Origin of the sequence: Sporosalibacterium faouarense, from assembly GCF_016765695.1 — a bacterium.
Lineage (GTDB): Bacteria > Bacillota > Clostridia > Tissierellales > VENL01 > Sporosalibacterium > Sporosalibacterium faouarense.
Genome location: NZ_JAETGO010000059.1, coordinates 38,885 through 52,117, shown reverse-complemented (window position 1 = coordinate 52,117; position 13,233 = coordinate 38,885). Strand labels below are relative to the sequence as shown.

Below are 13,233 nucleotides of genomic sequence, written 5' to 3'. Positions count from 1 at the left end.
TATATCTCACCTCTATTTATTGCATCAAATAAGTTTAGTTCCCCACCATCCATGTAATATATTAGGATTACATTATCTTCTTCTATCTTTTTTATCCTACTTTTATAAATCTTCTTTTAAAGGCTTTGGAAACGAACTCTTGTTTTTTTAGATAATCCTCTAAAGTATCTCTTAAATACTCTGGATTATATCTTTCGTTTTTACAATTTGCTAATTCTGAATAACCTGTACCTCTCTGAAGATAGTCTGATGTCCCTACAGTATACCATCTTTTGAGATTTAATAGCTCTCCATTAATAGTAATATTCTCTATTTTGCTCAATGGCTGCTCCTCTTCCCTATATTTTACCGTAACATTACTAGAAACTTGGATATTCCCCAGCCACTTTCCTCTAAAGCCTGAACCTTTGCCATCGGCATTATGGTATTCTGCTAATAACGATTTTTCTAGTGCATTCAATAAATCCTTTCCTTGTATTTCTATATAAGTAGGATTTAATGGAGATGGACATATTTCTAGTAGTTCTTTTTTAGAAATAGACCCAGTTTCTACTCCCTTATTCATTACACCACTGTTTATTATTCCTATATCTGTACCTAATACGTCTCTTAGAGCATCTGCTAATAGATTGCCAATATCATTTTCTTCCGAGAGAGAGTGAGTTAATATTTTTTCTATCTTAAAAAGTGGTTTGCTTAAATATTCATTTGCTTTTAGACTATATTCTTCTATTATACTTATAACTTCCTGGTCTTCACTGTAATCACTACTCTTAATTAATTTCCCTGAATAATCCGTAATTCTATTCTCTCGAGTATCATAATCAACACTTAACTCTCCCAAGAACTCTCCATAGCTTCCTGCTTGATGAATAATAGTTTCGTTTATACTAATTGGTTCATCTAGTATGCTATGGCTATGTCCACCAATAATTACATCAATTTCCCCTATCTTCTCAGCTAGCTCTTTATCCTCTCTCAGTCCTAAGTGAGATAATAATACAACCATATCATATTGTGATTTTGAATAATTTTGTAAAACCCTTCTTATTTCATCAATTGGTTCTTTTGCATGGACTTCAAATAAATTATAAAATTCATTATATGGTGCCGTAACTCCAATTATAAGTACTCTAATACCATTTTTATTTATTACTATGGCATCCTTTAAGTATTCTAGCTTCTCACCATCTGAATGATATAAGTTACATGTCACTGTCGGAAACTCGCTAGTTTTAGAAATCACTTTTCCTTTTTCTTTCCCTGCAAAGCCTTCGTTATTCCCGAAAACTCTGGCATCAAATCCTATTTTATTTAATATAGCTGAACTTACTTCCCCATTTGTTCCTTCTGTTTCAATTCTCATAAAGTCTGCATTATCTCCAGCATCTAAAATAATGGTATTGTCATCCTCGAGATTTTTAATTATAGTAGATATTTTGGCTAAATTCTCAAATCTACTATGCAAATCATTGATATGTAGTATTTTAAGTTTCATTCCCATCTCTCCTCCCAATTATAATAACGAGACTAAATTATTAGTTCATTTTATATTTCTATAATCATCATCTCTTTCCTTCCCCATTACAATTCACAGACATAGAATATATTTTTATTCGCTTTTCTGAAGCTCATGTTAATAATTTATTTATCACTATATTTTAATAAATCTGAAACTGTCTTAAACTCATATCCTTTTTCTTTCAAATTTAAAATTATATCCTTTATAGATTCTAGTGATTTTCTTTCTTCAGTATCATACATTACATGTAAAAGTATAATTGATCCTGGTTCTATATTGTCATTTATAAATTTGACTATCTTATCTTTATCCTTAGCTATTTCAGGATATGAGTCAGGCTCAATATTCCACATAATTGTTTTTTTATCTTTCTTATTTAGATAGTAAGGCAAGAACACTAACTTCTTACCATTTGGAGGCCTAAAATGTATTTCACCTTTATAACCAGCTTCTCTAATAAGTTTGTCTGTTTTATTAATCTCTTCTTTAATAAAGGAAGGCGATTTGAAAACCATTCTCTTATGAGAATACGTATGATTTCCTAACTCATGTCCAGCTGTAACAATTTTCTTAGTTTCCTCTGGATTTTCCTCTATACTTTTCCCAGTTAAAAAGAAGGTTGCCTTAATATCAGCGTCATTTAATATCTTTAAAATACTATCTGTATTATCAGTTGGTCCATCATCGAATGTAATTGCAACAACCTTTTCTTCTGTATCAGCCTTTTGTATGATTTCTCCCATTAATTGAAATGTTCTTGAATTCATAACTTTATAGACTATGTATGACATTCCTATTAATAATATTAATATAAGTACACCTATTAACGCTTTTTTCTTCATATAGTTTGTCCTCCTTGAATATCTTATTAGTATATGAAAAACAGGGTATTAGATAATAGTAATTATGTAATGCAGTTCCATCAACATAATGCTATTTACAATGATATGAATACCATTATTTCACAGTCATATTGTCTAAATATAATAATCGTATATTAATTCATATTATACTATAATATAAAATGAAAGGAGATAACACTAATGTTAAAATTCAAAAAACCCTTTAGTTTATTAATTTATTTCATGTTATCACTATTTTTTATGGAAATAATTTTTAGAATAGCTACTTCCACTAAAATTTTAACGTCTGGATTAATTATATCATTAATATTTCTAATTTCTCTTTCAATAATATTGTACTTAATATGTAGCCTATTCAAAGATAAAATTAATCATATATTATCCATCGCCTTACTCACAGTAGTTTCTTTCATTTTTGCCTCTCAGTTCATATATTTCAAATTCTTTAGGACATTCTACAGCTTATATTCAGCAGGAAACTCTGCCCAAATCTTAGATTTTTGGAAAGATATACTATCAGCTACAGTTAAAAATTCTTTTTGGATTTTATTATTTTTCATTCCTGTTATATTAATAATTATTTTAGGCAAAAAGATGCTTTCTTTTAGTAAGATAAGTAAATTACCTAGAATTATTTTTATTTTCTTAATACTCATATCTCATTTAATAGGTGTAGGAACTGTATATATGAATAATAGTGGTCAGTACTCTGCCTATGACCTCTATTTCAAAAATAATTATCCGATTCTTTCAATTCAGAAAATCGGACTCATTACTACCATGCGTATAGATTTACAAAGACTTGTTTCTGGGTGGTCACCAGTAGTCGAAGTTTCAACCACTGCATATTTACCTACTAATTTGAGTCCTAGTGAAAAAATACTATTAGATAATGTATTAACTGAAGATAGTAATGGTTTCAAAAATGCTACAGCAATTGAAAAGAAGGTTAAGGGAGTTAAGATTGAATACAATATTCTAGATATACCTTTCGGCCAGCTTATTGCTAATGAAGAAAATAAGAATATTAAAGCAATTCATACATATTTTAGTAATTTAGAGCCAACTGCTAAGAATGAATTTACAGGAAAGTACGAAGGCTACAATCTAATATTTATAACTGCTGAAAGCTTTTCTCCCTATGCAGTGAATAAAGACCTTACTCCGACTTTATATAAAATGGTCCATAAAGGTTATAATTTCACAAATTTCTATAATCCTATTTGGGGAGTAAGCACCTCCGATGGTGAATATGTGGCATGTACAGGATTAATTCCTAAAAGTGGTGTTTGGAGTTTTTATAAATCAGGAGCAATAGAACTACCATTTGTAATGGGTAATCAACTTAAAGATATTGGTTATAAAACTATAGCCTATCACAATCATACCTATTCTTATTATAGAAGGGATATATCTCATCCAAATATGGGTTATGAATATAAAGCTCTAGGTCATGGTCTCGACGTAAAAGAAACTTGGCCTGAATCTGATATAGAAATGATGGAGAAAACAATTCCTGAGTACATAAATGAAGAGCCTTTTCATGCTTATTATATGACTGTAAGTGGACATATGCAGTATTCTTTTTCAGGAAATTATATCGCATTAAAGAATAAGGAATATGTAGCAGATTTGCCATACTCAGAACAAGCTAAGGCTTATATAGCAACTCAAATAGAGCTAGATAAAGCTTTAGAATATTTGTTAAAAGAACTAGAAGAAGCAGGTCTCGCAGATAAGACTCTAATAGTTATGAGCGCTGATCACTATCCATATGGACTAGAATATAAAACAATAGATGAACTTGCAGGTCACGATGTTGAACACACCTTTGAACTTTACAAAAGTCCTCTTATTATATATACAGAGAATATTGAGCCTATTACGATAGACAAACCTTGTTCAAGTCTTGACATTAATCCAACTATTTCTAATCTGTTGGGACTAGAATATGATTCCAGACTACTTATGGGCAGTGATATATTCTCCAACTCAACACCTTTAGTAGTTTTTCTAGATAAAAGCTTTATAACAGATAAAGGACGGTATGATGCAAAAACTGGAAGGTTCACACCAGTAGATGGCATAAAGGTTAACCAAGACTATATTGATAAAGTATCTGCCTTTGTAGACAGCAAGTTTCACTTCTCTGCTAAAATTTTAGAGACAGATTATTATAGCAAGATTCTTAAAAAAGAATAATCGAGGAATTTATATAACTAGATATTATTAACTAGGTTTGCCATAGCCCTATTATGTATAAAAGGATATCTAAGTTAGTTTATCACAACATTTAGATATCCTTTTTACACTTTTATAGCTAAAACTCACCTAAAATTAAACCTTGCCAGACTTTTTATTATTTTTCTAATCTATCACAATATATAAGGATTGCTTCTCTTAGGAATTCAGCATAGCCTTCCTTAACTTTCTCAAGATTATTAGTAAATCTTTCATCACTAACATATAATTCACCTAATCCTCTAAATATTTCTAGAGTACAGTTATAGTAACTATCTGTTATATGCTTTCTAAACTTATCAATATACTCTTGAACAACTGGATTATCCGGTCCCTTTTCCATATTCTTTACTATCATACTATTAATTTCTTGAGACTCATCCTTTATTCTTTTCCAGTCCTCTTCTGTATATTTTGAAGTCTTTTTCATACTTTCAGCATATGCGTCAGTATTGCCGTATTTTTTCTTTGTCTCTTCAGCATATTTTTCTTGATGTAGCTTTATCTCTTTCATATCAAAATCTTCAAACATCTCTTTATTGCTCATTTCTTTCCCTCCTTCAATCGAATCAATAGTTTTTTCTACAGAGTTAATAATATTCTCCAATCTTTTTTTCTTTTTTATTAGTAGCTTTTTATGCATTTTTAAAGTACGTACTCTATCAAAGTCTGGACTATTGAGAATATCTTTAATATCCTGCAAAGAAAAATCTAGTTCCTTAAAAAATAAGATTTGCTGTAATCTTTCAAGATCCTTATTGGAATATAATCTATACCCGGCCGCAGTTACAGATTCTGGCTTCAATAAATCTATTTGATCATAATGATGTAGAGTCCTCACACTGATCCCAACTAAATCAGCCACATCTTTTACTTTGTATCCCATAAAAATCTCTCCTTTGTTTTTTTATTTTCCCTTGCAATTATATAATAATCTATAACGTAACGTTAGAGTCAATAGTATTTATATATTTTTATTATAACTCTCTAGATGATATAAGGTATAAACATTTTCGTTTTTTTCATATATCTAATATACTCCTCACCAAATTCCATTACCATATCCCTCTCTTCTTTTTTAGCTAAACGATAATATGTGTATACCATAATTGGCCAAATAATAATCATAGATAGAGTCGCCCATATCATCATCATAGCAATTGTCATCAAAACAAACCCCGTATATTGAGGATGCCTTATATATCTATAAATTCCAGTCTTTACTACTCTTCCCTCACCTTTTTCTCTTGACCAGTATTTATGATAGATATTATACCAGCCATTTGCCACTAATATTATAGATAATATTGCACATCCAATGCCTAAATACATTCCCCAATATCCAATATATTGATTAAGGGTATGACCCCAAAGTATCCCGTTAGGTAATTTTCTTCCAATTATCCAGGATATAAAGTACATACTCATAGGTATTCCATGCATCTCTATTGCAAATGCCAAAACGAAAGCCATATAAGCCGTTGTAGGCTTTCTATTTGCCTTCTTATAAAAAGGGATAAAAAGTAACAGTATAGAGTATAAGATTATAAAAAATAGTACTCCACCCCACTGATGAAAATGCTCTTGTAATGTTTCTTGCATTTTAAAAAACCTCCTTAAATCTATTTGCTTATCATTATATTATTAATAGCAATAAAAAAAGCCTAACTAAAGTTGTGTTTTTAGTTAGGTATAAGCCTTTTATTTATATAATAGTTAAAATTAATAGATTAAGTTAAGTCTTTTAGCTTTTTCAATAGCATTAAATCTCTTCTTTACCGACAGTTTGCTGTATATATGATTGATATGCCACTTTGTAGTTCCAATACTTATAAATAGTGTTTCTGCTATTTCCTTATTTGACTTACCTTGACCGATTAGTTGAAGAATCTCTAATTCTCTATTTGTCAAATTTTCCTTTATTTCACTAGCATTCACATTGTCATGTAATAGTCCACTAGATCTCATTTTTGATTCTATGGAGCTATTAATATCACTAAGATATATATAACACCTTAGGCTACCATTAAAAAATTTAGCTGAAATATTATATTCATCATAAATCTCACAGGCATTTTTTAAATGTACCTTAGACGTACTATTCTTATGTTTATTATAAAAAAATTCTGCTAAATATAAGCTTATAGACTGAATCTCAGGAACATGACCCTCAAACTGTAATCCTGTGAGTTTATTTAATAAGATATCACTTGACATTAATTTACTATAACCTCTCAGTTTTAATTCAGTTAATATTTCATACAAGAATGTAGGTGTTCCTTCTTTTTCTAATTGATAAGCTAGTTCTAGTTTTTCAACCCATTCTTTTTTTGGATCTTCACCCTTATAGAAAGCCATCTTTATTTTTAATGATGCTATTAGATTATTGGCCTCTGGATAATGAACATTTGCAAATATAGACTCTAATTCTGCAATTATTTTCTCCATACTATTTTTATCATCTGCAATTCGATAGCATTCAAATAAATACTGTTCTAAAATACCATGCATATGAACTAATTTTAGATTAACAATTGCTGATTTAGCATCATTTAATGCTTCTATTGCAAGTGATATTTTATTTAGCTCATAATAAGACATCCCCATTGGTAACTTTATTATACTTATATAATCATCTGCTTGAGAGTTTTTAGAAGTATTAAACATTAAAGCTTCATTACATTTGTTTATAACTTCTCTGCATTCGCCAAGTGCATATAGGTTTAAACAATTACTGACAAAGCAGTTGATAGATAGAAAATTTCCTTCTAACTTTCTAAAAATATTATATGCCTTTTCAAAATACCTTGCCCCTTTCCTATATAACTTATTATTAGTTAACTGACGTCCATAAGTCATATATGCATTTCCCGCAATAAAACTCCAATTTTCCTTTTGTAACACTTCTATAGCACGCTCTCCATATCTTAAGCTCTCTTCTTTTGAGTACATTGCTGTAGTCATTGACTTTAGTGCATAAAAAGTAGATCTGTACTCTGGTTCTTTTAATTCATTCTCATTAACATTTAGCAAAACCCATTCAACCATTTTATTATCTCCACACGCAAAACATAACCAACCTAGTAAAAGTTTAGAAAAACTACTTTTATAATACTGTTTTGGAATTTTAGAAGCTAGACAATATACCTCATAAATATTTGATGATGAAAATACTATTTCAAACCCTATTTTAAAATGTTCGACTGCTTCCTCATAACTTTTACTATTAATATATTCCATAAAATTATTAAACCATTTACCATAATCCCCTGACATATAATCCCCCCTTTACTTAAATTACTATCAAATATGCTCTATAAATAAATGTAACTTCTACTTTAGTTCACTGGAATTTAACGGGTACTTCTTGCCATTCTTTTTTATCTTTTCTAATATTATCTCTTCAATATCTAGATTCAGTTTATTTGCTAAAGTAATGCAATATATTAAGACATCCGCTAGTTCTTCTTCACAATGTTCTGCTTCGTCACTATTCATAATATGTATTGATTCTTCTAACGTTTTCCATTGAAAAATCTCCATTAATTCTCCTGCTTCAATTGCTATAGACATTGCTAAATTTTTAGGATTATGGGCTTCTCCCCAATTTCTGTCCACAGCAAATTTATTAACTTCATTTGCTACTCTACTAATACTTCCCATTTCATTCACCTCATTTTATTTATTATAAACTTTATTATATCAAATTGAACTAATCTCGTCTGGAGACACAGTATATTCTAGTTTAGAAGAATTAGAACTCAACTCCCATAAACTCTATATAGAAAAAGAGATACACTAACTAAATTAGCATACCTCTTATTTTTTAATTTTGCTTTAAAAATACAATTTTACTTTATTAGTTAGTTAATTGGTAGTCCAAAAAATTTACTTCTCTCATCCAATAATCTATTAAGGTGTTTTCTTAAGTTTTCTAACCATTCTGGTTCATTTTTCCATCTTTCTTTACTTGCACGCAATACTCTAGCATATCCATATAGATTGCCAAACCTTTCAAAGACTTCAATTAGTTCAAGCAAACTACTCTGTATTGACTTCTCAGAGCTATATCCTTCTATAAATAATTCTACAAACTTATCTACCTTCTTTGGGTCTACCTCTGACTTAATACTATTAATTGAACGCTCTATATCCATCATATACCAATGATACATTGAGTCATCAAAATCTATGGGAATAATTTCATTATTAGATTTATTGTAAAATATATTATCTAGCTCAAAATCATAATGAATCAATCCATAATTTTCTTCTGTTATAGGTAGAGAAGCTAGCTTTTCCCTCAATATTTTTGCTTCTTTTAATCCTTGTTTCTCTTCTGGAAATTCACTCAATATTTTCTCTATCAAATCAAGCTTATCTTCCCAATTACATCTCTTTTTCTTTGATGGTTTGTATTTTTCACTCAGCCTATGAAGCTGACCTAATGCTTTACCCCAAAGCAAAACTATTTCATCTGTTAATTCCATTTCTCCTAAGGATTCGCCTTTTACCCTCTTAAAAACAACTGAATTATATCTACCCCAAGGTGTTTCAACAACTTCTAATTTCTTGTTGTTTATAGATAATCTTGTCTCTATAGCATTATATTTACTGTCTTTCAAATATTGTAGAAACTCTAACTCTGCAATAATCTCATCCTTATTTTTTTCATCAACTGGACTAAACCTGAGGTAATAAACATTTTCCTTATTTCTAAATGGATAAATTGCATTCGATGATATCCTCCAATATTTAAATAAGTCTAAGTCGTCATACTCCCAATTTTTCACTATCATTGTTGCTAAATCAATGTTTGGAAATAAATACTTTAATTTTAATATTATAATAACCTCCCCAATATATTGTGTTATACTTCATCAGTCTAATTTAATTAGATAATTACGTTAGATATCATGAAAATCATACCTAATAGCGTAATTTCTTTACTGATATTATTTCATTTATATATTGGGAACTAAAGATAATTTTTAATTAAAATTATTTTTTCCAATCCAAATTAAGCCTTTGAAAAAGCATTCTATTTTACTATTTTATTAGGTTTATATGCTATTGCCTCAATTTGAAATAAGATTTCTTCAGATAAAAATTCATCTACAATTATGGTATTTCTTGCAGGGTAACCATTTTTAAAATGTTTCCTAAAAACTTCCTTTACTTCTCCAAAATTTTCACCCTTCTTAAAAGTCACTGTCATCTTTACTATATCGTCTAAGCTTAGTTCTTCTATTCTTAATAGTGCATCCAAACTCTTTATACTATTATTTGCTTGTTCTTTTAAGGTTGAGCCATCTCCACTTCTTATTGAAGTAAATATAAAGTCTCCTGCAACAACATATGATGAATATGTGTAATCGTGATTATCAACGTTCACCTTTTTTATTGTCATATTATCCCTCCATAATTTATATTTGTTTATATTATAAAGGAAAATATACGACAACTATATGTCGCGTATTATTTGTCACTATTGAATAATTTTTTATTTTTGAAGTATTCCACTATTTACTCTCAAATTTACGTTATTAGTCTTTTACTTTCCAATACTCCGAACCATCTCTTTTACGGGCTAGCAACTTATATTCAATCATACCTCTTCTGAGCATAAAGTAATCATTATAGGTATGCCATTCATTGATTATTTCATTCACTTCTTTTTCACTATATACTCGACCTTCCTCAAATTTCTCAGCAACATACTTTACTACTTCAATTTTTAAGCTATACTTCGAAGGCCACTGCTTAATCCTCCCTTTTTCGTCTAAGAAATTCTCTAATTTTGCCATTTTATTTCCTCCTCTTACTATTAATTAGTACTAATATTGTCACCTTAAAATAAATTATTTAGGACATGATTTATTTTAGTTTGCTCTATAGTAGTCATTATATTATATCGTTTGCATAAATTCAAACGATATTTATGGCGATTGATTATTAAGAGTAACAAAAGCCATGAGGTTGTAGTTCTACAACCTCATGGCTTTTATATTACTCTTAAAGGCATAAAAAATCCTTAAATCACTATTTTATCTATTAAGTTTATATTCGTAAATCACCATTTCCATAGGTACTCTACTATAAGTTTTTTCATCAGTAACTAAAGATACTTTAATAAAATTGTTTCTCTTTAAAAGACATTTAGATTTATTATTTTCAATATTTGTATAGGCTTCAATGGTTTCAAGTCCCATGACATTAATCCCATATTCAACAACCTTTTTTAGTGCTTCACTCATTATGCCTTTTCCAACATTTCCAGGGAAAAGTCCATAGCCTAACTCAGCTTTCGATTGTTCCTTTAAAATATTCCAAATTGATATAGTTCCGAGAGCTTTATCTGTAGTTGCATCTGCAATCGCCCAAATAATCCATTTGTCATCTCTTACTCCAGAATTCATTTTTTCTATATAGTTCTGTGCCTCTTTAATATTCTTATATACTGGCATATCTACGAATTTAAAGTTATCTTTATTTGATTGATACTCAAATATAGCTATATCATCTTCATTTTTTAATTGTCTTAATAATAGTCTGTCAGTCTTTAGAATTGGAAAAGGGTTAAAACTAATATCTTGCATAAAATCTTCCTCCTATTGTAATCTAAAAATCTTTTTGTATTAATAACTTCTACATTCCCTTGCTATTACCTTTTATCATATCTTCATAATATAATATCCATCTGTTCATAATAAAAAAAGAGTTTTATAAAACCATTTTTTACATTGACATACAATTCCAGTTAATATATAATATATTCCCTGTCAAAAATTATATAACAATTTCATACTTACGAAGGAGGTATACTATGATTCAAGTAAAGTCTCTAAATAAGACCTTTAAAGTAGCAAAGAGAAATGCCGGAATAGGGTCAGCTGTAAAGTCTTTATTTAAACCTCAGTACTCCACTATTCATGCCCTGGAAGACATATCTTTTAACATTGATGAAGGTGAAATCGTTGGCTACATAGGTCCCAATGGTGCTGGCAAATCCACTACCATTAAGGTTATAAGTGGCATCCTAGTTCCCGATAGTGGCAAATGTGATATCCTCGGGTTAACCCCTTGGAAGAATAGGATAGACCATGTAAAAAATATTGGGGTAGTTTTCGGTCAGCGTTCTCAGCTCTGGTGGGATGTTCCCGTAATAGACTCATTTAATTTACTGAAGGACATATATAAAATCCCTACTAAAGATTTTAATGACAACTTAGATTTATTGACATCCTCTTTGAATATATCTTCAATACTAACAACTCCTGTTCGACAATTAAGTCTTGGACAAAGAATGAGATGTGAAATAGCAGCTTCTTTATTACATAATCCAAAAATTTTATTCCTAGATGAACCTACTATTGGGCTAGATGCCGTTTCAAAAATTGCTGTTCGTAATTTTATCAAAACTATTAACAAAGAGAAAAATGTTACTGTTATATTAACTACCCATGATATGAGCGATATTGAAGCCCTTGCAGAGAGAATCATACTTATAGGTAAAGGTAGAATATTACTAGATGGTTCCTTAACTGAACTTAAAAATAAATTTGCAACCCACAAGACATTGACTGTCGATTTTAAAGAAAATTCCTCAGACATTAATATAGAAGGTACAAGCATCTTATCAAGGTCAAAGGAAAGAATCGCTCTTTCTGTGGATTTAAATAAGGTTAAAGTTTCAGAAGTAATAAGTACTTTATCAAATAAGATTGATATTATTGACCTAAGCGTAGATAGTAGACCGATTGAAGAAGTGATAATAGATTTATATAAGGAGTACCAAATATGAGGGCCTATTACTCCCTATTCAAGATGAGGCTTCTTAAGGGCTTACAGTATAAAACTGCTGCCTTAGCAGGAGTATCTACTCAATTTTTCTGGGGCTTTATGTATATAATGATCTATCAAGCATTTTATCGTAGCACTTCTTCTCCACAACCCATATCTTTAAGACAGTTAATTCAAGTATTGTGGCTACAACAGAGTTTTTTAGTTTTTATTATGCTTTGGTTTAGAGATAGAGAGCTTATTGATCATATAACTAGTGGAAGTATCTCCTATGAACTTTGTCGTCCAACTGATATATATAGCTTCTGGTATGCAAAGATTTTAGCTCAAAGATTATCTGGTGCTATGCTTAGATGTTTGCCTATACTACTTATAGCATTTTTATTACCATATCCATATAATTTTTCTTTTCCACCTAGTATATCATCATTTGTTTTATTCTTTATAGCTCTAACTTTAGGACTGGTTTTAATTGTTGCAATTTCTATGCTAATCTATATTTCTATGTTTTACACTATGTCACCTACAGGATCTTTGTTAATGTTTAGTGTATTAGGTGAGTTTCTTTCAGGCTTGCTAATCCCTGTGCCTTTAATGCCTGATTTTTTAAGAAAGATCGTATATGTATTTCCCTTTAGATATGCATCAGATTTACCATTTAGAATATATGTTGGAAATATTGGTTTTAAAGAAGCCATCATTAGTATTGGTGTTCAAATATTATGGATTTCTATACTAATCATTGGTGGTAAGCTATGGATGAATAAGGCATTGAAAAGAATCATAGTTCAAGGAGGGTAATAA

15 protein-coding genes are annotated in these 13,233 nt (G+C 29.8%); 3 read left to right on the top strand and 12 right to left on the bottom strand.

The window, feature by feature from the left end; translation table 11 throughout:
- Positions 1-91: 91 nt before the first annotated feature.
- The 4 genes from JMO20_RS11545 to JMO20_RS19850 all read right to left on the bottom strand — a co-directional run bounded on the left by JMO20_RS11545 (position 92) and on the right by JMO20_RS19850 (position 3,041).
- Positions 92-1,498, bottom strand: coding sequence for a bifunctional metallophosphatase/5'-nucleotidase (locus tag JMO20_RS11545; RefSeq protein WP_202709828.1), 1,407 nt, complete (start codon positions 1,496-1,498; stop codon positions 92-94).
- 146 nt (positions 1,499-1,644) lie between these two features.
- Positions 1,645-2,364 (bottom strand): polysaccharide deacetylase family protein, encoded by a 720-nt coding sequence (locus tag JMO20_RS11540; RefSeq protein WP_202709827.1) that lies wholly within the window; start codon positions 2,362-2,364, stop codon positions 1,645-1,647.
- Positions 2,365-2,600: 236 nt separating this feature from the next.
- Positions 2,601-2,744 carry a hypothetical protein gene (locus tag JMO20_RS11535; protein WP_202709826.1) on the bottom strand — a complete coding sequence of 48 codons (144 nt, stop codon included), beginning with the start codon at positions 2,742-2,744 and terminating at the stop codon, positions 2,601-2,603.
- A 96-nt stretch (positions 2,745-2,840) separates the two neighbouring features.
- The gene (locus JMO20_RS19850; protein WP_207753489.1) at positions 2,841-3,041 is read right to left on the bottom strand and encodes a hypothetical protein; all 201 of its coding nucleotides are present in this window, start codon (positions 3,039-3,041) and stop codon (positions 2,841-2,843) included.
- A 31-nt stretch (positions 3,042-3,072) separates the two neighbouring features.
- Between JMO20_RS19850 and JMO20_RS11530 the strand changes: the two genes are divergently transcribed.
- The gene (locus JMO20_RS11530; RefSeq protein ID WP_202709825.1) at positions 3,073-4,587 is read left to right on the top strand and encodes an LTA synthase family protein; all 1,515 of its coding nucleotides are present in this window, start codon (positions 3,073-3,075) and stop codon (positions 4,585-4,587) included.
- Between the two features lie 157 nt (positions 4,588-4,744).
- Here JMO20_RS11530 and JMO20_RS11525 read toward each other — a convergent pair whose 3' ends face one another.
- From JMO20_RS11525 to JMO20_RS11490, 8 genes are all read right to left on the bottom strand, one after another.
- Positions 4,745-5,512, bottom strand: a complete 768-nt coding sequence (locus tag JMO20_RS11525; RefSeq protein WP_202709824.1) for a MerR family transcriptional regulator — start codon at positions 5,510-5,512, stop codon at positions 4,745-4,747.
- Between the two features lie 101 nt (positions 5,513-5,613).
- Positions 5,614-6,228, bottom strand: a complete 615-nt coding sequence (locus JMO20_RS11520) for a methyltransferase family protein (protein WP_202709823.1) — start codon at positions 6,226-6,228, stop codon at positions 5,614-5,616.
- A gap of 120 nt (positions 6,229-6,348) precedes the next feature.
- A complete protein-coding gene (locus JMO20_RS20390; protein WP_279380114.1) occupies positions 6,349-7,902 on the bottom strand; it encodes a response regulator transcription factor in 1,554 nt (517 codons plus the stop codon).
- 57 nt (positions 7,903-7,959) lie between these two features.
- Complete coding sequence (locus tag JMO20_RS11510; protein WP_202709822.1) at positions 7,960-8,289, bottom strand: nucleotide pyrophosphohydrolase; 330 nt, start codon at positions 8,287-8,289, stop codon at positions 7,960-7,962.
- A gap of 200 nt (positions 8,290-8,489) precedes the next feature.
- Complete coding sequence (locus tag JMO20_RS11505) at positions 8,490-9,425, bottom strand: phosphotransferase enzyme family protein (RefSeq protein ID WP_202709821.1); 936 nt, start codon at positions 9,423-9,425, stop codon at positions 8,490-8,492.
- Between the two features lie 242 nt (positions 9,426-9,667).
- A complete protein-coding gene (locus tag JMO20_RS11500; protein ID WP_202709820.1) occupies positions 9,668-10,036 on the bottom strand; it encodes a RidA family protein in 369 nt (122 codons plus the stop codon).
- Positions 10,037-10,172: 136 nt separating this feature from the next.
- Positions 10,173-10,433 (bottom strand): DUF2087 domain-containing protein, encoded by a 261-nt coding sequence (locus JMO20_RS11495; RefSeq protein ID WP_202709819.1) that lies wholly within the window; start codon positions 10,431-10,433, stop codon positions 10,173-10,175.
- A gap of 240 nt (positions 10,434-10,673) precedes the next feature.
- Positions 10,674-11,225, bottom strand: coding sequence for a GNAT family N-acetyltransferase (locus tag JMO20_RS11490; protein WP_202709818.1), 552 nt, complete (start codon positions 11,223-11,225; stop codon positions 10,674-10,676).
- Positions 11,226-11,452: 227 nt separating this feature from the next.
- Between JMO20_RS11490 and JMO20_RS11485 the strand changes: the two genes are divergently transcribed.
- Complete coding sequence (locus JMO20_RS11485) at positions 11,453-12,430, top strand: ABC transporter ATP-binding protein (RefSeq protein ID WP_202709817.1); 978 nt, start codon at positions 11,453-11,455, stop codon at positions 12,428-12,430.
- A complete protein-coding gene (locus JMO20_RS11480; RefSeq protein ID WP_202709816.1) occupies positions 12,427-13,230 on the top strand; it encodes an ABC transporter permease in 804 nt (267 codons plus the stop codon). Before JMO20_RS11485 ends, JMO20_RS11480 begins: the two co-directional genes overlap by 4 nt.
- Positions 13,231-13,233: the final 3 nt, after the last annotated feature.